This is a genomic window from Streptomyces sp. AM25, assembly GCF_058146165.1.
Genome location: NZ_JBKIWN010000008.1, coordinates 211,661 through 235,257, shown reverse-complemented (window position 1 = coordinate 235,257; position 23,597 = coordinate 211,661). Strand labels below are relative to the sequence as shown.

At 70.5% G+C, this 23,597-nt stretch carries 23 protein-coding genes; 12 read left to right on the top strand and 11 right to left on the bottom strand.

Going from position 1 to position 23,597, the window contains the following annotated elements; translation table 11 throughout:
- A partial coding sequence (locus ACLHRZ_RS12695; RefSeq protein WP_490418463.1) for a 1-aminocyclopropane-1-carboxylate deaminase/D-cysteine desulfhydrase occupies positions 1–779 on the top strand: 779 nt, incomplete at its 5' end.
- Between the two features lie 57 nt (positions 780–836).
- Here the strand turns inward: ACLHRZ_RS12695 and ACLHRZ_RS12690 are convergent.
- Entirely contained in the window at positions 837–2,432 is a 1,596-nt protein-coding gene (locus tag ACLHRZ_RS12690) for a Na+/H+ antiporter (protein ID WP_490418473.1), read from the bottom strand.
- A gap of 51 nt (positions 2,433–2,483) precedes the next feature.
- Between ACLHRZ_RS12690 and ACLHRZ_RS12685 the strand changes: the two genes are divergently transcribed.
- The 4 genes from ACLHRZ_RS12685 (at position 2,484) to ACLHRZ_RS12670 (ending at position 4,906) form a co-directional block, all read left to right on the top strand.
- The gene (locus ACLHRZ_RS12685) at positions 2,484–2,744 is read left to right on the top strand and encodes a UBP-type zinc finger domain-containing protein (protein ID WP_490418462.1); all 261 of its coding nucleotides are present in this window, start codon (positions 2,484–2,486) and stop codon (positions 2,742–2,744) included.
- A gap of 104 nt (positions 2,745–2,848) precedes the next feature.
- Positions 2,849–3,373, top strand: coding sequence for a GNAT family N-acetyltransferase (locus ACLHRZ_RS12680; RefSeq protein WP_490418461.1), 525 nt, complete (start codon positions 2,849–2,851; stop codon positions 3,371–3,373).
- Positions 3,374–3,582: 209 nt separating this feature from the next.
- Entirely contained in the window at positions 3,583–3,999 is a 417-nt protein-coding gene (locus ACLHRZ_RS12675) for an ATP-binding protein (protein ID WP_126915983.1), read from the top strand.
- Between the two features lie 16 nt (positions 4,000–4,015).
- Positions 4,016–4,906 (top strand): RNA polymerase sigma factor SigF, encoded by an 891-nt coding sequence (locus ACLHRZ_RS12670; RefSeq protein ID WP_490418460.1) that lies wholly within the window; start codon positions 4,016–4,018, stop codon positions 4,904–4,906.
- Positions 4,907–5,005: 99 nt separating this feature from the next.
- Here ACLHRZ_RS12670 and ACLHRZ_RS12665 read toward each other — a convergent pair whose 3' ends face one another.
- Entirely contained in the window at positions 5,006–5,470 is a 465-nt protein-coding gene (locus ACLHRZ_RS12665) for a hypothetical protein (RefSeq protein ID WP_490418459.1), read from the bottom strand.
- 82 nt (positions 5,471–5,552) lie between these two features.
- Between ACLHRZ_RS12665 and ACLHRZ_RS12660 the strand changes: the two genes are divergently transcribed.
- Both ACLHRZ_RS12660 and ACLHRZ_RS12655 read left to right on the top strand, forming a co-directional pair.
- The gene (locus ACLHRZ_RS12660; protein WP_490418458.1) at positions 5,553–6,521 is read left to right on the top strand and encodes a diacylglycerol/lipid kinase family protein; all 969 of its coding nucleotides are present in this window, start codon (positions 5,553–5,555) and stop codon (positions 6,519–6,521) included.
- A 322-nt stretch (positions 6,522–6,843) separates the two neighbouring features.
- Positions 6,844–7,101 carry a WhiB family transcriptional regulator gene (locus tag ACLHRZ_RS12655; protein WP_004937597.1) on the top strand — a complete coding sequence of 86 codons (258 nt, stop codon included), beginning with the start codon at positions 6,844–6,846 and terminating at the stop codon, positions 7,099–7,101.
- 166 nt (positions 7,102–7,267) lie between these two features.
- On the opposite strand, the gene ACLHRZ_RS12650 is transcribed toward ACLHRZ_RS12655, so the two are convergent.
- Positions 7,268–8,737 (bottom strand): sensor histidine kinase, encoded by a 1,470-nt coding sequence (locus ACLHRZ_RS12650; protein WP_490418457.1) that lies wholly within the window; start codon positions 8,735–8,737, stop codon positions 7,268–7,270.
- Between the two features lie 287 nt (positions 8,738–9,024).
- On the opposite strand from ACLHRZ_RS12650, the gene nagB reads away from it, so the two are divergent.
- The gene (gene nagB, locus ACLHRZ_RS12645; protein WP_490418456.1) at positions 9,025–9,810 is read left to right on the top strand and encodes a glucosamine-6-phosphate deaminase; all 786 of its coding nucleotides are present in this window, start codon (positions 9,025–9,027) and stop codon (positions 9,808–9,810) included.
- Between the two features lie 111 nt (positions 9,811–9,921).
- On the opposite strand, the gene ACLHRZ_RS12640 is transcribed toward nagB, so the two are convergent.
- From ACLHRZ_RS12640 to ACLHRZ_RS12625, 4 genes are all read right to left on the bottom strand, one after another.
- Positions 9,922–11,397: a glycoside hydrolase family 3 protein gene (locus ACLHRZ_RS12640; protein WP_490418455.1), complete on the bottom strand. Its 1,476-nt coding sequence runs from the start codon at positions 11,395–11,397 to the stop codon at positions 9,922–9,924.
- A gap of 10 nt (positions 11,398–11,407) precedes the next feature.
- Positions 11,408–12,268: a carbohydrate ABC transporter permease gene (locus ACLHRZ_RS12635; protein WP_490418454.1), complete on the bottom strand. Its 861-nt coding sequence runs from the start codon at positions 12,266–12,268 to the stop codon at positions 11,408–11,410.
- On the bottom strand, positions 12,265–13,242 hold the full coding sequence (locus ACLHRZ_RS12630) for a carbohydrate ABC transporter permease (protein WP_490418453.1): 978 nt from the start codon (positions 13,240–13,242) through the stop codon (positions 12,265–12,267). Before ACLHRZ_RS12630 ends, ACLHRZ_RS12635 begins: the two co-directional genes overlap by 4 nt.
- A gap of 79 nt (positions 13,243–13,321) precedes the next feature.
- The gene (locus ACLHRZ_RS12625) at positions 13,322–14,593 is read right to left on the bottom strand and encodes an extracellular solute-binding protein (RefSeq protein WP_490418452.1); all 1,272 of its coding nucleotides are present in this window, start codon (positions 14,591–14,593) and stop codon (positions 13,322–13,324) included.
- A 240-nt stretch (positions 14,594–14,833) separates the two neighbouring features.
- Here ACLHRZ_RS12625 and ACLHRZ_RS12620 point away from each other — a divergent pair, with 240 nt between their 5' ends.
- On the top strand, positions 14,834–15,601 hold the full coding sequence (locus ACLHRZ_RS12620; RefSeq protein WP_490418451.1) for a GntR family transcriptional regulator: 768 nt from the start codon (positions 14,834–14,836) through the stop codon (positions 15,599–15,601).
- A 168-nt stretch (positions 15,602–15,769) separates the two neighbouring features.
- Here ACLHRZ_RS12620 and ACLHRZ_RS12615 read toward each other — a convergent pair whose 3' ends face one another.
- Positions 15,770–16,201 (bottom strand): DUF2000 family protein, encoded by a 432-nt coding sequence (locus tag ACLHRZ_RS12615; RefSeq protein WP_490418450.1) that lies wholly within the window; start codon positions 16,199–16,201, stop codon positions 15,770–15,772.
- Between the two features lie 50 nt (positions 16,202–16,251).
- Between ACLHRZ_RS12615 and ACLHRZ_RS12610 the strand changes: the two genes are divergently transcribed.
- The 3 genes from ACLHRZ_RS12610 (at position 16,252) to ACLHRZ_RS12600 (ending at position 19,069) form a co-directional block, all read left to right on the top strand.
- Entirely contained in the window at positions 16,252–17,073 is an 822-nt protein-coding gene (locus ACLHRZ_RS12610; protein ID WP_490418449.1) for a helix-turn-helix transcriptional regulator, read from the top strand.
- A gap of 89 nt (positions 17,074–17,162) precedes the next feature.
- Positions 17,163–18,110, top strand: coding sequence for an LAETG motif-containing sortase-dependent surface protein (locus ACLHRZ_RS12605; protein ID WP_490418448.1), 948 nt, complete (start codon positions 17,163–17,165; stop codon positions 18,108–18,110).
- Positions 18,111–18,304: 194 nt separating this feature from the next.
- Positions 18,305–19,069: an SDR family oxidoreductase gene (locus ACLHRZ_RS12600; RefSeq protein WP_490418447.1), complete on the top strand. Its 765-nt coding sequence runs from the start codon at positions 18,305–18,307 to the stop codon at positions 19,067–19,069.
- A gap of 11 nt (positions 19,070–19,080) precedes the next feature.
- Here ACLHRZ_RS12600 and ACLHRZ_RS12595 read toward each other — a convergent pair whose 3' ends face one another.
- The 3 genes from ACLHRZ_RS12595 to ACLHRZ_RS12585 all read right to left on the bottom strand — a co-directional run bounded on the left by ACLHRZ_RS12595 (position 19,081) and on the right by ACLHRZ_RS12585 (position 23,526).
- The gene (locus tag ACLHRZ_RS12595; protein WP_490418446.1) at positions 19,081–20,697 is read right to left on the bottom strand and encodes a lytic transglycosylase domain-containing protein; all 1,617 of its coding nucleotides are present in this window, start codon (positions 20,695–20,697) and stop codon (positions 19,081–19,083) included.
- A gap of 103 nt (positions 20,698–20,800) precedes the next feature.
- Complete coding sequence (locus ACLHRZ_RS12590) at positions 20,801–21,919, bottom strand: trypsin-like serine protease (RefSeq protein WP_490418445.1); 1,119 nt, start codon at positions 21,917–21,919, stop codon at positions 20,801–20,803.
- Positions 21,920–21,987: 68 nt separating this feature from the next.
- Entirely contained in the window at positions 21,988–23,526 is a 1,539-nt protein-coding gene (locus ACLHRZ_RS12585; RefSeq protein WP_490418444.1) for a S1 family peptidase, read from the bottom strand.
- Between the last annotated feature and the right edge of the window lie 71 nt (positions 23,527–23,597).

The following is a 23,597-nucleotide window of genomic DNA, read 5'->3' as shown; positions in this document are numbered from 1 at the left end:
CGATCAACCTCCGGTCTCTGGACGCACAGTGGCGCAAGCTGGAGCCGAACCTCGTCCACGCTGCCGCCGCGGCGGCGGCCGGGCGGCCCACCCTGCTCACCTTCGGCGGCGCCTACTCCAACCACCTGCGCGCCACGGCCGCCGCCGGCCGGCTGCTCGGCTTCGCCACGGTGGGCGTCGTACGGGGCGAGGAACTGGCGGACCGGCCGCTCAACCCGTCGCTCGCGCAGTGCGCGGCGGACGGGATGCAGCTGCGGTTCGTCGACCGGGGAACGTACCGGCGCAAGGCCGAACCGGAGGTGCTGGCACGGCTGGCCCCCGAAGGGGCGTTCGTCGTCCCGGAGGGCGGCAGCAACGCGGCCGCCGCGCAGGGCTGCACCGCGCTGGGGCGGGAGTTGCGTGGAGTGGCGGACGTGGTGGGGGTGGCGTGCGGGACCGGGGGCACGCTGGCCGGCTTGGCGGCCGGTCTGGCGGCAGGCCAGCGGGCGATCGGATTTCCGGTGCTGAAGGGCGGGTTCCTGGGCGCCGAGGTGGAGCGATTGCAGTGCGAGGCGTTCGGGGGACGGCGCGGCGACTGGCAGCTCGACGAACGCTTCCACTTCGGGGGCTACGCGAAGACCTCCGCCGAGCTGGAGGAGTTCGCGGCGGACTTCGGGGAGCGGCACGGGGTGCGGGTGGAGCGGGTGTACGTGGCGAAGATGCTGTACGGGCTCACGGCACTGGCCGAGGAAGGGGCCTTCGTACCCGGTTCCACGGTGGTGGCCGTCATCACGGGGTGAGGCGCGCCCCGTAAGGGGCGCGGGGAACTGCGCGAGCAACCACGGTCGACCCGCAGGTCACCCCTCCTCGCGGTAGGCCCCCGCCTCCTCAAGGTCCAGCCTGCGCAGCAGAACCCGCAACATCTCGTCGTCGATCCGCCGCTCGTCCCGCAGCCGTACGAACACCCCCCGCTCCGCGGCGATCACCTCGCGCGTCAGCCGCCGGTACGCGTCGTCCGCCGACTCCCCCGTCTGCTCGTCCACGACGCCCAGCCGTTCCCACACGGCGTTGCGGCGCCGTTCCAGAACGGCGCGCAGGCGGTCCGCGAGCGGTGACGGCAGGGCGTTGCGCTCGTCCGCGAGGAGTTCCTCCAGCCGCCGTTCCGCCGCCGTGGACGCCTCGCTCTGCGCCTGGGCCTCGACCAGCGTCAGCGCCTCCGCCTCGGGGCGCGGCAGGCGCAGCCGGCGGATCAGCGGCGGCAGGGTCAGGCCCTGCACCACCAGGGTGCCGATCACCGTCGTGAACGCCAGGAAGAGAATGAGGTTCCGCGCCGGGAACGGCGCCCCGCTGTGCGTGGTGACGGGGATCGAGAAGGCGATGGCGAGGGACACGACGCCGCGCATGCCGGCCCAGCCGATGACGAACACGCCGCGGGCGTCGGTGTCGGGCTCGCGCTCGCGGATCCCGGGGAAGAGCGCCCTCGGGACGAAGGCCGCGGGGTAGACCCACACGAAGCGGGTCGCCACGACGACCGCGAACACCACCACCGCGTACCAGGCCGCCGACCCCAGCCCGTACGTCCCCAGCCCCCGCAGCACGACCGGGAGTTGGAGGCCGATGAGGGCGAAGACGGCCGACTCCAGGACGAAGGCGACCATCCGCCACACGGCCTCCTCCTGCAGCCGGGTCGCGAAGTCGACCTGCCAGGACCGGTGTCCGGTCCAGAGGCCGACGACGACCACGGCGAGCACGCCGGACGCCCCGACCTCCTCGGCGGCGCCGTAGGCGACGAACGGGATGAGGAGCGAGAGGGTGTTCTGCAGCAGCGGCTCGCGCAGCCGCTTGCGCAGCCAGTGCAGCGGCACCATGAGGACCAGGCCGACGCCGATGCCGCCGACCGCGGCGACCGCGAACTCCCGGGCCCCCTCGGCCCAGGTGGCGCCCGCGCCCACCGCGGCGGCGAGGGCCACGCGGTAGGCGGTGATGGCGGTCGCGTCGTTGACCAGGGACTCGCCCTGCAGGATCGTCGTGAGCCGCGACGGCAGCCCCAGGCGCCGCGCGACGGCCGTCGCGGCCACCGCGTCCGGCGGGGCGACGACGGCGGCCAGCACGAGCGCCGCCGTGGCGGGCAGCCCGGGCACGACGAGGAACGCCACGTACCCGACGACGAGCGTCGCGAAGAGCACGTACCCGACCGAGAGCAGGGCGACCGGCCGCCAGTTGGCCCGCAGGTCGAGGTACGAGCTGTCGAGCGCGGCGGTGTGCAGCAGCGGCGGCAGCACCAGGGGCAGCACGACGTCCGGTTCGAGCGTGTAGTCCGGCACGCCCGGCACGTACGAGGCGACCAGCCCCGCGGCGACGAGCAGCAGGGGCGCGGGCACGGGGGTGCGGCGGGCGGCGCCCGCGACGGCGGTGCTGCCGGCGACCAGCAGCAGCAGCGGCATGACATTCATGTGTCCGGACATCCCTCGGAGTCTGCGAGCGTGCGAACTACGCTGGCAATCATGATCGAGTGCACGCATGTCGATGCGCTGCCGCGCCCCGAGCCGGAGCCGGCGAGTGCCACCTGCCCGGAGTGCGAGAGAGCCGGCAGCCACCCCGTGCAGCTGCGGATGTGCCTGGTGTGCGGGCACGTCGGCTGCTGCGACTCCTCGCCGTACCGGCACGCCACGGGACATTTCGAGGAGACCGGCCACGCGGTGATGCGCAGTCACGAACCGGGGCAGAGCTGGCGCTGGTGCTTCGTGGACCGGCACCTCGTCTGAGCGCCGTCCCCCGGCGCGGGCGCCGCCCGCACGCCCCCGCGCGTGCCCCCGGCGAGGGCGCCGGTTTCCGGGGCTCTGTCGGCGGGGCCCGCTAGCATGCACACATGATCCGATCCGCGACGCCCGGCGACGTGCCCGCCGTCCACGCGATGATCCGCGAACTCGCCGCGTACGAACGGGCGCTGGAGCACGCGAGGGCGACCGAGGAGCAGCTGCACGAGGCGCTCTTCGGGGAGCACCCGGCGGCCTTCGCCCTGATAGCGGAGAGCGACGAAACGGCGCCCGAACCGGTCGGCTTCGCGCTCTGGTTCCGCAATTTCTCCACCTGGACGGGCACGCACGGTGTCTACCTGGAGGATCTCTACGTCCGGCCGCACGCGCGCCGCGCGGGCCACGGCAGGGCACTCCTCGCAGCCCTCGCCAGGATCTGCACGGACCGCGGCTACGAGCGTTTCGAATGGTCAGTGCTGGACTGGAACGAGCCCTCGATCGCCTTCTACAAGTCGCTCGGCGCCGAGCCCATGAGCGAGTGGACGGTGCACCGGATGTCGGGAGAGCCGCTCCAGACTCTTGCGGCGCTCGCGCAGAGTGACGAAAATCCCAACAGGGCGATTTCTCTTTCGATTTGAGACCGCACGACCCTAGCCACTGTGCGTACTCATGGGCTTACCATGAGTGACAGTTGCGGGGCTGCGGCGCAGAACCGCAGATCGCGATAGCGTCTCAGCCGGACCATGTGCCGCACCGGCCCGCATCTCCCCCGTCCGCCGCCGGCCGGGGGGCCGCGGGACCGGGCCCCGTTAGAGCTCAAGAAGCTTGTGCCACCTTGGAGGTGAGGGTGTCCCCCATCGCAGGCGAGCCTGGGACGACCCAGGACTTCGTGGAAGTCCGGCTGCCCGCTGCGGGTGCCTACCTGTCGGTGCTGCGGACGGCGACAGCCGGCCTCGCGGCCCGTCTGGACTTCACCCTCGACGAGATCGAGGACTTGCGCATCGCCGTCGACGAGGCCTGCGCGATCCTGCTCCAGCAGGCCGTTCCGGGCTCCGTCCTCAGCTGCGTCTTCCGCCTCGTCGGGGACGCGCTCCGGGTGACCGTCTCGGCACCCACCACCGACGGCCGCGCGCCCGAGCGCGACACCTTCGCCTGGACGGTGCTCTCCGCCCTGGCCGGCGAGGTCGACTCCACCGTCGCCGAGGACCGCACGGTCAGCATCAGCCTGCACAAGAAGCGCGGCGCCGGCCCCGGGCAGCCGTGACGGAAGAGGGGGCTCCGTGAGTACTGCGTCACCGCGGGGAGTGCGTACCCCGGCCATCCCGCAGCAGCCTGCCCGGCCGCTGCCGGTCCAGGCGGGCGACCCGTCAGAGCGGGCGGACCACATGGATCAACTCCAGCAGCAGCACGGCGATCCGCACGACCGCAGCGGTGCCCGGGCCCTGTTCGTCGAGCTGCGCGCGCTGCCCGAGGGCTCGCCGGAGCGGGCCGAGCTGCGCAATCACCTGGTGCGGATGCATCTGCCGCTGGTGGAGCACCTGGCCCGGCGGTTCCGCAACCGCGGCGAGCCGCTGGACGACCTCACCCAGGTCGCCACGATCGGTCTGATCAAGTCGGTGGACCGGTTCGACCCGGAGCGCGGGGTGGAGTTCTCCACGTACGCGACGCCCACGGTCGTCGGCGAGATCAAGCGGCACTTCCGCGACAAGGGCTGGGCGGTGCGGGTGCCGCGCCGGCTCCAGGAGCTGCGGCTCGCCCTGACCACGGCCACCGCCGAGCTCTCCCAGCGGCACGGCCGCGCGCCCACGGTGCACGAGCTGGCCCAGCACCTGAGCATCTCCGAGGAGGAGGTGCTGGAGGGCCTGGAGTCCGCGAACGCCTACAGCACGCTCTCGCTGGACGTGCCGGACACGGACGACGAGTCCCCGGCCGTGGCGGACACCCTCGGTGCGGAGGACGAGGCGCTGGAGGGCGTCGAGTACCGGGAGTCCCTCAAACCCCTGCTGGAGGACCTGCCGCCGCGGGAGAAGAAGATCCTGCTGCTGCGCTTCTTCGGCAACATGACCCAGTCCCAGATCGCCCAGGAGGTGGGCATCTCCCAGATGCACGTCTCACGCCTGCTGGCCCGGACCCTGGCCCAGCTGAGGGACCGCCTGCTGATCGAGGAGTGACGGGAACCGCGCCCCGACAAGGGCGCGGGGCTCGTGCTGGATATGCAGCTCCGCCGCGTGGGCGCGATCAGCCACGACCGACCCGCAGCCGACGAAGCGCTAGACGTCCCGAGGCCCGATCCCGAGCGCCTCGGTGGCGGTCGGATTGACCAGCAACACCAGCGTGGTCACGGCGACAGCCGCAACCGCGACCCCGGCCGCGATCATCGCACCGCCCGCATTACCGAGCGTCCAGGCGACCGGCAACGCCATGATCTGCGTCGCCAGTGACGGCCCCCGGCTCCACCGCCGCCGCAGCCACAGCCCGCGCGCCGCCACCAGCGGCAGCGCGGCGAGGGCCAGCACGGTCAGCCCGCCCATCTCCGCCTGCCGGGGGCTGTCCGGCCGCCCCAGCAGGCCCATGACCAGCAGATAGACCCCGCCGGCGACGAGCACGGCCCCTTCGGCGCCGGACAGCACGGCGGCCGCCGTCAGCCGGCGCGGCCGGGGCCCGGCGGGCACGGGGGGCGTGCTCCCCGCCTGGGTCGTACGGGCGGATTTCGGGGCGGACTGCTTGCTGCTCACCCCAGCAGGGTAGCTGTAGGCCTGCTCGTAAAAGGCCGACCTGGGACCGTTCATGTACCGGCAGGTAGGTAGGCTGGCGCGCATGCGTGCGCTTCTCGTGGTCAACCCCTCGGCCACCACCACCAGTGCCCGTACCCGTGATGTCCTGGCGCACGCCCTGGCCAGCGATCTCAAGCTGGAGGTCGCCACCACCGAGTACCGCGGGCACGCCCGCGACCTCGCCCGGGCCGCCGTGGACAGCGGGAACACCGAGCTGGTGGTCGCGCTCGGCGGCGACGGCACGGTCAACGAGGTGGTCAACGGCCTGCTGCACGCGGGCCCCGCCCCGGAGCAGCTGCCGCGGCTGGCGGTGGTGCCCGGCGGGTCCACCAATGTCTTCGCCCGTGCGCTGGGCCTGCCCAACGACGTCGTCGAGGCGACGGGCGCCCTGCTGGACGCGCTGCGCGACGGCAGCGAACGCACGGTCGGCCTCGGTCTGGCGGCCGGCACCCCGGGCACCGAGGACGAGGGCGTCCCGGAGCGCTGGTTCACCTTCTGCGCGGGCTTCGGCTTCGACGCGGGGGTCGTCGGCCGGGTGGAGCAGCAGCGCGAGCGCGGCAAGCGTTCGACCCACTCCCTGTACGTGCGACAGGTGGCCCGTCAGTTCGTCGGCGAACACCACCGCAGGCAGGGCACGATCACCCTCGAACGACCTGGCGAGGAGCCACTCCGCAATCTCGTCATGTCGATAATCTGCAACACGGCCCCGTGGACCTATCTGGGCAACCGCCCGGTCTACGCACTGCCGGACGCCTCCTTCGACACCGCCCTTGACGTGCTCGGATTCACCAAGCTGAGCACGCTGACGGCCGGCCGCCACGGCACCCAGCTGCTCATGTCCACCCCCGAACGCGGGCCACGTGGCAAGCACGCTGTGTCACTGCATGACCAGGACTCGTTCACCTTGCATTCGCAGGTTCCCCTCCCATTCCAGATGGACGGTGACCACCTCGGACTGCGCACGAGCGTGACGTTCACAGGCGTTCGCCGTGCACTGCGTGTGATTGTGTGAGTGCCAGGGGCTAAAGTCCTTCCACTCGAACGTTTAGACTGGGTTGCACCCCCTGGAAGTACGGCTGTGACCTAGCCGACACCGAGGAATCAAAAAAAACTTTCCGGAAGGGGTTGTATCCGTCGCCGAGGTTTGCGAGTCTCTTCATGGCGATCGGGACAGCCCTCCATCAAGGCTTCCTCTGAAAGCCCGAACCCCCTCCTTTACTTCCTGGACCACACCAGTCTTGCGACTGGCAGTCGGCCCTTCCCTTGCGGGGGGATTCGTGAAAGCGTTCACATTCACAAGCCACGTAGCCGTAACACGAGGAGATGGAGCAGCCATGGACTGGCGTCACAACGCCGTTTGCCGCGAGGAAGACCCCGAGCTGTTCTTCCCCATCGGCAACACCGGTCCTGCGCTGCTGCAGATCGAGGAAGCCAAGGCCGTCTGCCGCCGCTGCCCCGTCATGGAGCAGTGCCTGCAGTGGGCGCTCGAGTCCGGTCAGGACTCCGGCGTCTGGGGTGGCCTCAGCGAGGACGAGCGTCGCGCGATGAAGCGCCGCGCTGCCCGTAACCGGGCGCGCAACGCGACCGCCTGACCCCCTACCGTCTGACGACGGCCCTCGGCCCCCGAGCCGCAGCGCGCAGTACCCCCGGAGCTCCCCTGGCATCCGGGAGTGCATCAGCACAGTGAAGCTTTGAGCCCCGGACCTGGGATTCAGGTCCGGGGCTCAGTGCTGTGTGCGGTGCTGTGCGCGGTGCGGATCAGGGCTTCTCGGCGCGCACCGGGATGTCGAGGGTGACGCGCGTGCCCTGCCCGGAAGCGGGCAGCATGTCGAACGTTCCGCCCAACTCCCCCTCGACCAGGGTGCGTACGATCTGCAGGCCCAGGTTGCCGGCCTGCTGCGGGTCGAAGCCCTCGGGCAGCCCGCGCCCGTCGTCCTGCACCGAGATCAGCAGCCGGGAGTCGGTGCGGGTGCCGCCGCGCACGGCCGTGACCTCGACGGTTCCCGACTCGCCCGGACCGAAGCCGTGTTCCAGGGCGTTCTGCAGCAGTTCGGTCAGCACCATCGACAGCGGGGTGGCGACCTCGGCGTCGAGCACCCCGAAACGGCCGGTGCGCCGGGTGCGGACGCGTCCCGGGGAGATCTCCGCGACCATGGCCAGGACCCGGTCGGCGATCTCGTCGAACTCCACGCGCTCGTCAAGGTTCTGCGACAGCGTCTCGTGCACGATCGCAATCGAACCGACACGGCGGACGGCCTCCTCCAGCGCCTCGCGGCCTTCTGTCGAGGAGATCCGGCGCGCTTGCAGCCGCAACAGGGCGGCCACGGTCTGGAGGTTGTTCTTCACCCGGTGGTGGATCTCCCGGATGGTGGCGTCCTTGGTGATCAACTCGCGCTCGCGCCGACGCAGTTCGGTGACGTCGCGCAGCAGTACGAGCGAACCGATGTGCGCGCCCTTGGGCTTGAGGGGGATGGCCCGCAGGTGGATCACCCCGTCGTTGGCCTCGACCTCGAACTCGCGCGGCGCCCAGCCGCTGGCGAGCTTGGCCAGGCCCTCGTCGACCGGGGTGCGCGAGGGCGCCAACTGAGCGGTGGTCTCGCCCAGATGATGCCCGACGAGATCGGCGGCCAGGCCGAGGTGATGATAGGCGGACAGTGCGTTCGGGCTGGCGTACTGGACGATCCCCTCGGCGTCGAGCCTGATCAGCCCGTCGCCGGCGCGCGGCGAGGCGTCCATGTCGACCTGCTGCCCCGGGAAGGGGAAGGTGCCGTTCGCGATCATCTGGGCGAGGTCGGAGGCGCTCTGGAGGTAGGTGAGCTCCAGCCGGCTGGGGGTGCGCACGGTCAGCAGATTGGTGTTCCGGGCGATCACGCCGAGGACCCGGCCCTCGCGGCGGACCGGGATGGACTCCACCCGGACCGGCACCTCCTCGCGCCACTCCGGGTCGCCCTCGCGCACGATGCGGCCCTCGTCGAGGGCGGCGTCCAGCATCGGCCGGCGGCCGCGCGGCACCAGGTGGCCGACCATGTCGTTCTGGTACGAGGTCGGACCGGTGTTGGGCCGCATCTGGGCCACGGACACGTAGCGGGTGCCGTCCAGGGTGGGGATCCACAGGACGAGATCCGCGAAGGACAGGTCGGAGAGCAGCTGCCACTCCGAGACCAGCAGGTGGAGCCACTCGAGGTCCGAGTCGTCGAGCGCGGTGTGCTGGCGTACGAGATCGTTCATGGACGGCACGGTCCGAGCCTACCCGGGCGTCCACCGCCCGCAGGCCGCCGGAAGTTCGCGGAGAAGTCGTCCGTCGGTCATGGACACCGTCGAATGGTCTAGTCCACAATGAAAAGGTAAAGAGCCCGCCCCTCCCGCACAGGGGGCGGAGCCGGCCGCGGTGCGCGGCCGGGCCGAGGGTCCCGGCCGTGCGCCGCAGCCACCCCGTCGCCCATCAGGCGGTTCATGTCCGTTCTGCTACATTGAGAATTGGTCTATACCACCCTCTTCAGATCGGCAGGCCCAGCGTGGAAGTTGTCATCGTCCCGGATGCCCAGGCAGGCGGCGAGATCATCGCCGAGGCCATGGCCGCTCTGCTGCGCCGCAAGCCCGATGCCCTGCTCGGTGTGGCCACCGGCTCGACGCCGCTGCCCATCTACGACGCGCTCGCCGCCAAGGTCCGGACCGGTGCCGTGGACGCCTCGCGCGCCCGCATCTGCCAGCTCGACGAGTACGTCGGACTGCCCGCGGACCACCCCGAGTCCTACCGCTCCACCGTGCTGCGCCAGGTCGTCGAGCCGCTCGGCCTGACCGAGGGCTCGTTCATGGGCCCCGACGGCACCGCCGAGGACGTCCAGGCCGCCTGCGAGGGGTACGACCGCGCGCTGTCCGAGGCCGGTGGTGTGGACCTGCAGCTGCTCGGCATCGGCACCGACGGGCACATCGGCTTCAACGAGCCGTGCTCCTCGCTCGCTTCGCGCACCCGCATCAAGACGCTGACGGAGCAGACGCGCGTCGACAACGCGCGCTTCTTCGACGGCGACATCGACCAGGTGCCGCACCACGTCATCACCCAGGGCATCGGCACCATCCTGGAGGCCCGCCACCTGGTCCTGCTCGCGACGGGCGAGGGCAAGGCGGATGCCGTCGCGCAGACCGTGGAGGGGCCCGTGTCGGCTCTGGTCCCGGCGTCGGCACTGCAGTTGCACCGGCATGCGACGGTGGTGGTGGACGAGGCTGCCGCCTCGAAGCTGAAGCTGGCGGACTACTTCCGCCACACGTACGCCAACAAGCCGGCCTGGCAGGGCCTGTAGGGGGATGCGAAGGGGCCGCGGCCGCCCCTTCGCCCCTGCCGTCGCGGCCGAGCGCCGCTGCGGCGGGTTCATGGGGCCGGCAGGCCCTGTGAACCCGACCGAGGGCCCGGTTCAAGCAGCGCGCCGCACCAACGCCTCCGCGGCAGCGGTTCCGCACACGCGCGCCGCGCCATGGGTGGCCACATGCACGACCCCCGCCGGAGGCGCCTGGTTGAGGCCCATCTCCACGACCGCCGTGTCCGGGCGGGCCGCCAGCAGGGCGGTCAGGGCCGAGGCCATCCACGGGTGGCGGTGCACGTCCCGGACGACGGCCACCACGCGGCGGTCCCCGGCGGCGGCCGGCACCGTGGCCGCGTCCGACCCGGGGCCGTACGTGGCCGTCGTCGTGCCCGGCAGCAGCCGGGCCAGTTCGGCACCGACGCCCCACGGCGTCTCGTCGCCCACGGCGATGTTCGCCACCGGCGCGAACGCCGCGACGTACGCGGCCCCGTCCAGCGGCTTCCAGTCCGATGCAGCCGTGACCCGCAGCGCGCGGCGGGCGGCCTCCAGTCCGATGTCCGGTGCCGGGGCGACCGCCGCCCCGGCCGGCGTCGCCGCTGCCAGCGCCCGTACCCGCGCCGCCGCGTCGGCGAGCCGCTCCTCCGGCAGTTCCCCGGCGCGCACCGCGCCGACGAGCGCGTCGCGCAGCCGCAGCACGGTGTCCTCGTCGGCCAGCCCGCCCCCGACGCAGATCGCGTCGGCGCCGGCGGCGATGGCCATGACACTGCCGCGCTCGATGCCGTAGGCGGCCGCGACGGCCTGCATCTCCATGCCGTCCGTCACGATGAGGCCGTCGAAGCCCAGACCGCCGTCCGCGACGGACGCCCGCAGCAGCCCGTGCAGCGCGGCCGGGCTGAGCGTGGCCGGCAGGCTCGGGTCGAGGGCGGGCAGCAGGATGTGCGCACTCATCACCGCCTTGGTGCCGGCGGCCACGGCGGCCCGGAACGGCACGAGTTCGCGGGCGTGGAGCGTGCCGAGGTCCGCGTCGATGCGCGGCATGTCGTGGTGCGAGTCGACGGCGGTGTCGCCGTGCCCGGGGAAGTGCTTGGTGCACGCGGCGACCCCGGCGGACTGCAGGCCCTCGACGTAGGCCGCGGTGTGCCGGGCGACCAGCTGCGGGTCGGCGCCGAAGGACCGCACGCCGATGACCGGGTTGTCGGGGTCGGAGTTGACGTCCGCGGAGGGCGCCCAGTTGAGGTTGACGCCGCAGGCGGCGAGCCGGCGGCCGAGTTCGCGGGCGACGGCCCGCGTGAGCCCGGTGTCGTCGACGGCGCCGAGGGCGAGGTTGCCGGGGAAGGAGGAGCCGGTGCGGACTTCGAGGCGGGTGACGTCGCCGCCCTCCTCGTCGATGGCGACGAGGACGTCGTCCCGTTCCGCGCGCAATTGCGCGGTCAGTGCGGCCAGTTGTTCCGGCGAGTCGATGTTGCGCCCGAACAGGCCGACGGAGGCCAGGCCCTCGCCGAGCCGGCGCAGCAGCCAGCCGGGGGCGGTGGTGCCCGTGAAACCGGGCTGGAGGACGGTCAGGGCGTCGCGCGTGAGCGTGTCCATGGATGCAGTGCTAACCCTTCACTGCGCCGGAGGTGAGGCCTCCGACCGCCTTGCGCTGGAGGATGACGAAGAGGACGAGGATGGGTACGGCGAAGAGCGAGGAGGCGGCCATGGTGGCGCCCCAGTCGTCGCCGAAGGTGCTGCGGAAGCCGGTGAGCCAGAGCGGCAGCGTCTGGGAGCCGGGGTCCTTGTTGAGGATCAGGACCATCGGGAACTCGTTCCAGACGGTGATGAAGCCGAAGAGCGAGGTGGCCATCAGGCCGGGCGCCAGCAACGGGAAGATGACCCGCACGAACGCCTGCGTGCGCGTACAGCCGTCCACCATGGCGGACTCCTCCAGCTCCTTGGGCACGGCGGCAACATAGCCGCGCAGCGTCAGGACGGTGAAGGGCAGCACCATGACCGTGTAGATGGCGGTGAGCGGCACGAGGCTGTTCAGCATCTCCGCGTCGCGCACGATCATGTAGTAGGCGATGACCATGACCTCCCAGGGGGCCATCTGGGCCATCATCATCACCAGGATGAAGCTCTTGCGCCCCTTGAAGCGCATGCGGGCGACGGCGAAGGACGCCAGCAGCGCGATGACGAGCGAGAGCCCGACGGCGATCAGGGTGACGGTGAAGGAGTTGCCGACGAACGTCCAGAAGCCGTCGGCGTGCACGGCCTTGGTGAAGTGGTCGAGCGTGGGCGCCTTCGGGAACCAGACGGGGGTGTCGCTGACGATGTCCTTGTTGGCCTTGAAGGCCGTGGCGAACATCCAGTAGACGGGGAATACGAAGACGACGAAGAGGACGGCCGCCGTCGCCCCGGGCCAGACACGGCCGAGCGGTGAGCCCGAGCCCGTCCGGCGATTGAGGACAAGACGCCTCATAGTTCGTCCTCCTCTTGCTTGAGCACGATGCGCAGGTAGTACGCGGTCAGGACGAGCAGGATCACGATGGTGAGGATGGAGATCGCGGCGCCCATGCCGAAGTGCTGGTTGCCCATGCCCTCGACGAAGGCGTAGACCGGCAGCGTCTCGGTGAGCCGGTCGGGGCCGCCCTCGTTGATCGCGAAGACCTGGGTGAACGCCTTGAAGACCCAGATGACTTCGAGGAACGTCGTCGCGAGGAAGAAGGGCTTGAGGAAGGGGAAGGTCACCGAGGTGAACTTCGCCCAGGTGCCCGCGCCGTCCAGCGAGGCGGCCTCGTAGAGCTCTTTGGGGATCGTGGTCGTCGCCGCGTAGAGGTTGATCGCCACGAAGGGGATGGACTGCCAGACGATCAGGACGGTGATCACGAAGAAGGTGGAGAGCTGGCCGCTGGTCCAGTTGTAGCCGTGCATGGAGTGCCAGCCGAGCCGGTCCAGCACGTAGTTGACGACGCCGAAGCGCTGGTCGAAGAGCCACTGGAAGACGGTGGTGGCGGCGACGACCGGCATGGCCCAGGCGAGGACGAGGCCGAGCGAGAGCAGCAGCCGCATTCTCTTGCCGAGCCGGGCGAGCAGCAGTCCGACGAGGCAGCCGAGCACCATGATGAGGACGACGTTGGCCGCGGTGAAGGCGACGGACCTGCCGGTGACGTGCCAGAACTCGGAACTGCCCAGTGTCTTGGTGTAGTTCTCGCCGCCGTTCCACTCGGTGACGTGCCGGATCAGCTGGCGCGGGTTGAGGTTCTGGAACGACAGCATGCCGTTCTTCACCAGCGTCCAGCCGAGCAGCAGGACGATGACGGCGGCCGCGGGGAGAATCAGCAGGTACGGAGCGGCGGTTGCGGCTCTCTTCGCCGATGTGCCGGGCGGCGGGGCGCCGCCTTTGCTGTTCCGGGGGGCGGTCCCGGCCGCCGCCTCTTCGGTCTGAGCTGACATCGTCGTCCGCCTTCTCCCCTGTAGAACTGTGCTGCGTGGTGCCGGGGTTGTGCGGTTCGCACCGCACAACCCCGTCGGATCACTGCTTCTGGCTGAGGCGCTTGTTCATGTCGCCCTCCACCTGCTTGGCCGCCTCGTCCGCGGACTTTCCTTCGAGGACGGCCGTCATGTACGCCTTGACGGGGTTCGGCGCGTTCTCCACCGCGGCCCATTCGGGGATGAGCGGGGTGGTGCCGCCGCCCTTGGCGGCGGGCGCCGCGGCCTCGGCGGCCGGGTTGCCCTTGACGCTGGAGAGCAGGGAGTCCTTGTTGGGGATCGAGCCGACCTCCTTGGACAGCGCGGCCTCGTTCTTGTCGGAGAGGGCGATCTTCAGGAATTCCTTGGCGAGTTCCTTCTTCTTGCCGCCCTCGGCGACGGCGAGGTTAGAGCCGCCGAGGAAGACGCCCTCGGGCTTGTCGGCCGTCTCACCGGGAATGGTGAAGTAGCCGATCTCCTTCTCGATCTCCGGGTTCGCCTTGACGGCCGTGGCCGCCTCCCAGCCCATGCCGATGAAGGCGCCGGTCTTCCCCTTGGCGAAGACGTCGGCCTGCTGCGGGGTGGCCTCGTCCTTGTCCTTGGGGGCCTTGCTGAAGGCCTGGTACTGCTTGTAGATGTCCATGGCCTTGGCGACCTTGGGGTCACCGAGGTTGGAGACGTACTTGCTGCCGTCCTTCTTCACCAGGTCGGCGCCGGTGCCGATGGTCAGGCCGTCGAAGAAGTACCAGTTCTGGCCGGGCAGATAGAGCGGCTCGGCGTCGCCCTTCTTCTGAATGGCCTCGAGGTCCTTGAAGAATTCGGCGCGCGTCTTCGGCGTGTCCGTGATGCCGGCGTCGGCCCAGATCTTCTTGTTGTAGATGACGACGCGGCTGGCGGCGTACCAGGGTGCGGCGTACTGCTTGCCCTCGAAGACGGACGGCTTGTTGAGGGAATCGGTCCAGTCGGCGCCGATCTCCTTCTTGAGGTCGCCGAGGTCGGCAATGCCGCCCGTCTGGGCGTAGAAGGAGGTCTGGGTGTTGCCCACTTCGACGACGTCCGGCGGGGTGGACTCGGAGAGCGCGGTGGTGAGCTTCTGCTGGATGCCGTCCCACTTCTGGACCTGGATGTCCAGTTTGGCGCCCGTTTTCTGTTCGAATTCGGCTTGTACGGACTTGGTCCAGCCCGGCGGATTCGAGCCATCCATGAACCAGACGGTCAGACTCTTGGCCCGGGAACCGTTTCCGCCCGAATCCTTGTCACTGTCGCTGGACCCACAGGCAGCAACACTCACCAACATTGCCGCGACACCGGTCGCCGCTATGAGCCCTCGCTTCACAGCACTCTCCCCAAGGACTGATTGTGGTCTTTAATGGTTTAGACCAGTGCCCGCAGCTTGGCCTAGACCTTTTGGGGTGTCAAGGGTGTATAAGAGTCGCTGTCGGCTCCGTTACCGGACCGACACCTGAGGCCGGCCCGGTCGTCCCCGGGCCCCTCGGGCTCTGCCCGTGCCACCATGTGACCGCGATAAACGGAGGAGCCGGTGACGGCAGCAGGATCGGACTCGGGAAGGCACGCCATGGCAACCGAGGGTGGTACGGCGGAGAGCGGCGGCGCCGCGAGCAGTGCGCGGACGGCTCGCGTTCCCAAGTACTACCGCCTCAAACGTCACTTGCTGGAGATGACCGAAACCTTGCCCCCCGGCACTCCCGTGCCGCCGGAGCGCACCCTCGCCGCCGAGTTCGACACCTCCCGCACCACCGTGCGGCAGGCCCTGCAGGAACTGGTCGTCGAGGGACGGCTGGAGCGCATCCAGGGCAAGGGGACATTCGTCGCCAAACCCAAGGTCTCGCAGGCGCTGCAACTGACGTCCTACACGGAGGACATGCGCGCCCAGGGCCTGGAGCCCACCTCACAGCTCCTCGACATCGGCTACGTCACCGCGGACGACCGGCTGGCCGGGCTGCTGGACATCGTGCCGGGCGGGCGCGTCCTGCGCATCGAACGCCTGCGGCTGGCGAGCGGCGAGCCGATGGCCATCGAGACGACCCACCTCTCGGCGAAACGGTTCCCGGCGCTGCGCAGAAGCCTGGTGAAGTACACGTCGCTGTACACCGCGCTGGCGGAGGTCTACGACGTGCATCTGGCGGAGGCGGAGGAGACCATCGAGACGTCCCTGGCGACCCCGCGCGAGGCGGGCCTGCTGGGCACGGACGTGGGCCTGCCGATGCTGATGCTCTCCCGCCACTCGCTCGACGCGGAGGGCCGGCCGGTGGAGTGGGTGCGGTCGGTGTACCGGGGAGACCGCTACAAGTTCGTGGCGCGGCTGCAGCGGCCGGCGGAGTAACGCGGCCAGCAGCGGACCGGCCGGGGGGCCGGGGGTTGCCCCCGGGACAATGCAGCGTGGCACGGCTGCAGCGGCCGGCGGAGCAGCGCCACCCGCATCAGGGACGGCTCGGCACCCCCGCGGCCCAGCCGCCCCTGATGGGGCGTCACATCCGGCGGACGTGCCGGTTCAGGGGTGCATCCTGGCGCCCTTGAGCACCTTGTCCACACCGTTGCGCGGCCCGTAAAGGGCGATGCCGACCAGGTCGAGCCCGTCCTTGCCCACGGCGCGCACCGCGGCGCGGTTGTCGCGGTCGTTGTCGGTCGTGAACAGGTCCGAGGTGAAGACGGACAGCGGGATCCCGCGGCCCAGGGCCCGGCCGTGCGCCGCCGTCAGAAGCTCCTTCGAGCCTTCGAAGACGAGCACCGGCTGCCGGAACATCGACAGGTACTCCGTGCCGTCGGCGTCCCCGTAGGGCTCGCCGATCACCTCGGGGAGCGCGGTGCCGATACCGCTGACCAGGAAGGCCGTGACGTTCAGGCGCTGCCAGGCATACAGGTCGTCGCGCAGCAGGACCGCGATCTTGGTGTCGAAGCGAACAGGGGCGTTCTCGGTTTCCATGCACAGGATTGTGACCGGGCCCAACGACCCGGGTCTTGTACGATCTTTGCGTGGTTGCCCGCCCCGAGCTCACGGCGTGGCGGCCGGCCGTGGCCGGGGTCGCCGAAGTCCTCCACGCCCACTTCACCGACCACGTCTACCCCATGCACGCGCACGACACGTGGACGCTCCTGATCGTCGACGACGGCATGGTCCGGTACGACCTGGACCGCCACGAGCACGGCGCCCTCAGCGACTTGGTCACGCTGCTCCCGCCGCACGTGCCGCACAACGGCTGCGCGGTGACACCCGACGGGTTCCGCAAGCGGGTCCTGTACCTGGATGCGGACGTGCTGGGCGTGGAGCACATCGGCCGGGCCGTGGACGGACCCGCGCTGGCCGACCCGCTGTTGCGGCGCCGCATCCATCAACTGCACACCGTGCTGGCCGAACCCGGCGAGGACTTGGAGGCGGACTCCCGCCTCGCCCTCATCTGCGAACGCATCCTGGGACATCTGGGCCGCCGCGTCCCCCCGCCCCGCCCGGACCAGAGCGGCCTGGCCCACCGGCTGCGCGACCTCCTCGACGACCGCGTCCCCGAAGGCCTGTCCCTGCAGGAGGCGGCGAACCTGCTGCACGCCCATCCCGCCCACCTCGTCCGGGCGTTCAGCCGCGAGTTCGGCATCGCCCCCCACCAGTACTTGACCGCCTGCCGCGTGGACCGCGCCCGCCGCCTCCTGCTGGAGGGCCGGGCCGCGCCCGCGGTGGCCGCGAGCACGGGCTTCTGCGACCAGTCGCACCTGGCACGGAACTTCAAGCGGATCGTGGGCGTCGGACCGGGGTGGTACGCCCGCACGGTCCGGGGACCGGGCGGCGGGCCGTACCGCCAGTAAGTGTGATCTGCACCGTGCGGCGCTTATACGGCCATTACCATCACCCCCGTACCAAGTGTCCCGTCTCGTCACACGCAGAGGTTGCTCGCATGAAGCTGTCCCGAATAGCGACGGTCGCGGCCGCCGTCTCCCTCGCCCCTGCCGTCTTCCTCGCCACGCCGGCGTCGGCCGACGACGTCAACACCGGGCAGTCGCAGGCCCGGACGGTCACGGAGCCGGAGAAGGACACGGCCGGCGCGACCACGCAGCAGACGGAACAGGAGGCCAAGGCCACCCTGACTGCTCACTTCCCCGAGAAGCTCGTGACCGGGTCCGAGAACTGGGCGGAGTTCTCGTTCGACATCGACAACACCCAGGGGGAGGACGTCGCGGAATTCTCGCTCCGCTTCACCCTTAAGGCCGTGCGCGACGGCAAGGACCACCCCAAGGCCGGCAAGGCCGAACTGGAGTACCAGGACACCGAAGGCAAGTGGCACCCGGTACTCGACCCCTCCGCCCCCTACGGCACCGTGTCCGGCACCGTGAAGGACGGCAAGCTCGACAAGGGCGCCAAGCGCACCGTCACGATGCACATCAAGCTGGGCGCCGACTTCCCGCGGCCCGCCTCCGCGCATGTGAAGGTGGAGGCTTCCGGCGTGGTGCAGAAGGGCCTTCCCCACATCACCGTCGAGGCCCAGCCCCCCTCCCCCTCCCCCGCGCCCGAACCGGCCACGCACGGCGGCGACAAGAGCAACCAGAGCGACAAGAGCGGCAAGGCCACGGCCTCCCCCTCCCCGGCCGGGCAGGACCCCTCCGCCTCCCCCAAGCCCAGCCCGAGCACCAGCGCGAGCGCTTCCGCCTCCGCCTCCGCGAGCCCCAGCCCCGCCCCCGCGACCGGTGGCGGCAACACCGCCTCCGGCAGCGGTGACACCGCGCAGCTGGCCTCCACCGGTGCGGGCAGCGAGACGCCGTGGCTGATCGCCGGCAGCGCCGCCGCCCTCGTGGCGGGCACCGGCATGGTGGTCGCGGCCCGCCGCCGTTCCGCCTCGCGCGGCTGACGTCGTCCGGCGGTGAACCCCGCTCTCTCCGGGCGGGGTTCACCGCCGACCACGAGGAGGCGACGTAAGATACTGACCGACCGGTTTGTTAACACCCGCCGCAACATGGTCGAGAGCGGACGCGGGGCCGGCTGACGGACTGAACCGAACCGGCCGCATCGGCACACATATCAATCACGGGGGACGCATCACTCATGGGTGCACTGCAGGGCAAGACCGCGCTCGTCACCGGTTCAAGCCGCGGCATCGGCCGCTGCACGGCCGAGGAACTCGCCCGTCAGGGCGCGCTCGTGGCCGTCCACTACGGCAGCAACGAGGCAGCGGCGCGGGAGACCGCCGCCGCGATCGAGGCGGAGGGCGGCCGGGCCTTCCCGGTCCGCGCGGACCTCGCCGGACCCGACGCCGCGACGGAGCTGTACGCCGCCTTCGACGCGGGCCTGAAGGAGCTCGGCGCCGAACCCGGCCTCGACATCCTCGTCAACAACGCGGCCGACGGCACGATGCGAGGGATCGCCGACGTCACCCCCGAGCACTTCGACGACCTCGTCGCCGTGAACGCCAAGGCCCCGCTGTTCATCATCCAGCAGGGCCTGGAGCGCATGCGCGACAACGGCCGCATCATCAACCTCACCTCGGCGGTGACGCGCCACGCCTTCCCCGACGCCATCGTCTACGGGATGACCAAGGGCGCCGTCGACGTCATGACCCTGGCCCTGGCCCAGCAACTCGGCGGCCGGGGCATCACGGTCAACTGCGTGGCGCCCGGATTCGTCGAGACGGACATGAACGCGGCGATACGCCAGTCCCCCGAGGCGCGGGAGCAGTTGGCGTCCTTCTCCGTGTTCCAGCGGATGGGCGTGCCGCAGGACATCGCCGACGTGATCGCCTTCCTCGCGTCCGACGCGGGCCGCTGGATCACCGGGCAGCGGATCGACGCCACGGGCGGCTCGAAACTGTAGGCCAAGCCTCGTCAGGGTGCGGCGACCGTCAACGGGACGTCCAGCGTGACCCCTTCGTGGGTGGAGAGGCGCAGGACGTAGATGCCCGGGGTCCGGCCGGCGTGGAGGGCGGGCATCGTCACGATGCCGCCGGAGTCCGGTCCGGGAAGGGCGAGGGTACGGACGGGGTTACCGTCCGCGTCCGCGAAATACGGCAGGTCGTCACCGCTGCCGGTGAGGGTCGCGGTGATCCGGGTCCCGAGGGCGGGCTGCCCGTAGCGGGTGGCCTTGATGCGTACGGGGCCTGGGAACTCGGCGCCGACGACGGCCTGCAGAGGCTTCTCGTCGAACTTCTCGTCGACCACGCGGAGGGCATCGGCGGTGGCGGTGGGAGCGAGCCGGAGATCCACGCGGAACCCGGCCTCCCGGCCGCCGGCCCGGGCCTTGACCGTGAAGCTGCCGGGCCGCTCGCCGGTGTGGAGGGGCGGGGCGACGGCGATGCCGTGCCCGTCGGTGCCGACGGTGACGCTCCTGGCACCACCGGGGAACCGGGCGTCGGTGCCGGTGATCTCGAACGTGACGTCCTGCCGGGGGACGCCCTGCCCGCTGCGGTTGCCGGCCCAGACGCGGAACGGGTCCGGGAGCACCTGCCCGGTCTCGGTGTCGAGCCGACCGGGCCCGAGGGCGTCGAGCCGGACGGGGGTGAGGTCGGGGACGGGCCGCGGATCGGGCTTGGGATCGGGCTTGGCGGGGTCGGGCTTCGGCTCGGGGTCCGGCTTGGGCCGGGGTGCGGGGGTGGTGGTGACCGGCCGCGAAACCCCACTGCCGGAAGCGGACTTGATCGACGTGGCCACGGTCCTGCGAACCCCCGGATCGGGCCGGTACGGGGTGGCCGAAGTGTCATTGGGAATCGCGGTGGCGTTGCCGCCCTGGTACGTCCGCATCCACTGCAGCACGGCGTTCACGTATTCACGCGAATTGTTGTAGCTGAGGACGGCCTTGTCGAGGTCGGCGGGATTGTTGAGATCCCGGTCCCCGGTGCAGAGATAACGGGCGGTGCCGAGGGCGGCGTCGTAGATGTTGTTGGGGTCCTTGACCCCGTCGCCATTGCCGTCGGCACCCCAGGAAGCCCACGTGGAGGGAATGAACTGGGTGGGCCCGACGGCCCGGTCGTACTCGGTGTCCCCGTCCCAGCGCCCGCCGTCGGTGTCGCGGATGAGCGCGAACTCCTTCCCGTCGAGCCGGGGCCCGCGAATGGGCGTCGCGGTGGACCCGTCCTCGCGCAGCCCGTACCCCGAGGCGTGCACGGACTCGACCCGCCCGATACCGGCGACCAGTTCCCAGGGAATGTGACAACCGGGCTGGCTGCCGGCAAGGGCCTCGGCAGCCTTCTTGTACGCGTCCAGGGCGGTCGCAGGAATCCCGGCGTCGCCGGCTGCGGAAGGCCCCGGCTGCACACCGGGCTTGCGGAGGTCGGGCAGCGCGAGGTTGGGCACACCACGCGAGGGTGCAGCCTGCGGGCTGTCCTGCCCGGGGGCCGCCTGACCGGCACTGGCGGTGAGCGGCCCGGCGGCCGCGGCCGTGGAGAGCGAGGCGGCGAGGGCGACCCCGCAAAGGCCGCGGCGGGTGCGGGGGGTGGCGAACTTCATGGGGTCCTCGGCTAAGGGGAACCGCGCCCCGTTAGGGGGCGCGGGAACTGCGCGGGGCCGACGCCCGACGGAATCAGGCGTCGGCCCCACAACGGGACAACGGCTACAGTCCGTTGTTCCAGACCTTGCGCGGCGCCTCGAAGCCGCCACCTGCCTTGCCGGCGAAGGTCCACACAGCGGTCTGCACACGGCCGTCGGCACCCTGTCCGTAGCCGTAGGTGATGCCGATGTCGGTCTTGCCGTCACCGTTGAAGTCACCGGCGACGAGCTTGCTCGCCTCCCAGTTCCAGCTGTCCTTGGCGCCGGACTCCCACACGGTGCGCGGCTCGTTGAAGCCGCCCTTGCCGTCGGCGGTGTAGACCCACAGCGCAGCCCGGTTACGGCCGTCCTTGGACGGACCGTAGTCCACCAGCATCGCGAGGTCGGTCTTGCCGTCGCCGTCGAAGTCGCCCGTGGCGGTCATGGAGCGCTTGGGCAGCGAACGGACCTGCTGGATCCAGTGGTTGACGTCGTCGACACGGCTCTCGACGGCACCCTTGCGGGTCTCGTCCTCGTTGCCGAAGCAACCGCCCTGCCAGGAGGTGCTGCTGACGCCGGCCAGCTCCTGCTGCCCGCCCTTCGTGCGGAGGGCGGGACCACCGGTGTCGCCCTTGCAGACGGCACCTTGCTTGCCGATGACGTCGAGGGCGGCACCCTTCACGGCGTCCACGCCGAACGCACCGGAGTGCACGCGGTCCGGCACCCACTCGTCCTTGGTGCGCCCGTACCCGGCGATGCTCAGCTCGTCCCCCTTGGCGGGGGCGCTGGTGGCGAGCTTCGCGGGGGCGACGTCGGTGACGGGGGCGGCGAGCTTGGCCATGACGAGGTCGCGGTCGGCGCGGGGGATCAGATCGACGACGTCGCGGACCTGCCCGGCCTCGGTGCCGAGGTCAGCGCGTCCGACGGTGGCGGTGGTCTTGAGCTCCGGCGCACCGGCCTTGACTGCCTTGGGGTCGTCGGCGAAGCAGCTGCCGGCGGTGAGCACCCACTGCTCGTCGACGAGCGTGCCGGAACAGCCGCGCTTGCCCTCGCCGATGTCGAGCTTGACGGTGGCGGCGAACTGCCCGTCCTTGGCAGCGTCACCGACGACGGCGTGCGCGGGGGCGACGGTCAGCGCGGTCGCACCGACGACGGAGGAGAGAAACCCTGCGGCCAGGAGGGAGCGCGAGGCGCGGCCGAACATGTGCAATTCCTTGGGGGTTGGGGGCGGGCCGCCCGTCGGAACGGGCGGCCCGAATGGTGTGCTGAGCCTCAGCCGACGAGCTGAACCTCGCCGTGGGTGCCGGCGGTGTCGACACCCGGGTAGTAGCTGAGGTTGCCGTCGTTCCATCCCATGAGGATGTCGTTCGGCCGGTTGGTAGGAGCGGTGAACGAACCCACCGTCAGCGTCTTCGAGTTCTTCCACGCGGACCCGACGGGCCGGATGGTGACCCGGCTGCCGTGGTATCCGGCGGTGTCGACACCGGGGAAGACCTGCGCCTGACCGTCGTTCCACCGAATGAGGAGGTCGGCGGTCTTCTTGCCGGTGAACTCACCGGCACTGATCTGCGCGGCGTTCTTCCAGCCGTCGTCGGCCTTGGTCAGCTGCGTCCAGCCGCTGAGGCCCTTGGTGCCGATGTCGGAGTACATCGAGGTCGAACCGTTCTCCCAGAGGACGAGCAGGTCGTCGCGCAGGGAGTTCTCGGTGTAACGGCCGGCCGTGATGAGCCGGGCGTTCTTCCAGAACGGGTTGTCGCCACCACCGGGGCGGAGCGTCTTCTCGTCGTGGACACCGTTCTGGTCGACGTGCATGAACGTCGACACCTTGCCGTTCTCCCAACGGACGGTGATGCCGTCGGAACCGTCCTCGGTGAACTTGCCACCGGTGACGGCGCGAGCACGCGTCCAGTAGCTGCCGGGCTTCTCGATCTGATACTCGGCCGAGAAGGGCTGCTTGGGATCGTCGTGGTCGGCACCCTGGAAGAGGCTGGCCTCGCCGTCCTTCCAGACGACGAAGAGGTCCATGCGGCGCTTGCCGTCGTTGGAACCGCCGGTGAAATAGCCGGAGGCGGTGTAGGTGGCCTGCTTCCAGTTCGAGCGGGTCAGGAGCGTACGCGAGTAGGTCTGCTGGACCCAGTCGGCGACATCGTCCACACGAGCATCCACCGCGCCCGTACCGGTCTCGCTCTCATCGGCACCCCAGCAACCACCCTGCAGGGAGGTGCTGTTGATACCGACTAGTTCGAAGCGCCCGTCCTTCTCGCGGAAGGCGGGGCCACCGGAGTCGCCCTTGCAGACGGCGGCGCCGGCAGACTTGCCAGTCAGTTCGAGCGTGGAGCCGGACACCGAGCCCACGGTGAACGCTGCGTTCTGCAGGCGGTCGGGTGCCCATTCGTCCTTGGTACGGCCGTAGCCGGAGACACGGAGCTCCTCGCCCTGACGCGGCGCGACCCTCCCCACAGGCACAGGGGCAACACCGCCGACAGGCTTGGCGAGCTTGACCATGACGAGGTCTCGGTCACCACGCGGGACGAGCTCGACGACATCGGTCGTAGTGCCGGTCTCGGTCGACAGATCAGTGCGACCGACGGTCGCCTTGGTCTTCTGCTTGGGCGCACCACCGGTGATGTGGAAGCCCTGCGACGGGTTGTCCGCGAAACAGCTGGCCGCGGTGAGCACCCACTGGCTCTCCACCAAGGCGCCGGTGCAGCTGCGCTGACCACCGCCGATATCGATCTTCGCCGTGAAAGCGTACTTCGCGTCTTTGACCCCATCACCGACAACAGCGTGTGCCTCTGTACCGGTCAGCATTCCAGTCGCAATGGAGCCCGCGAGGAGCCCTGCCACCCACGCAGCGCGTGGACGCTTGCCAGACATTTCTT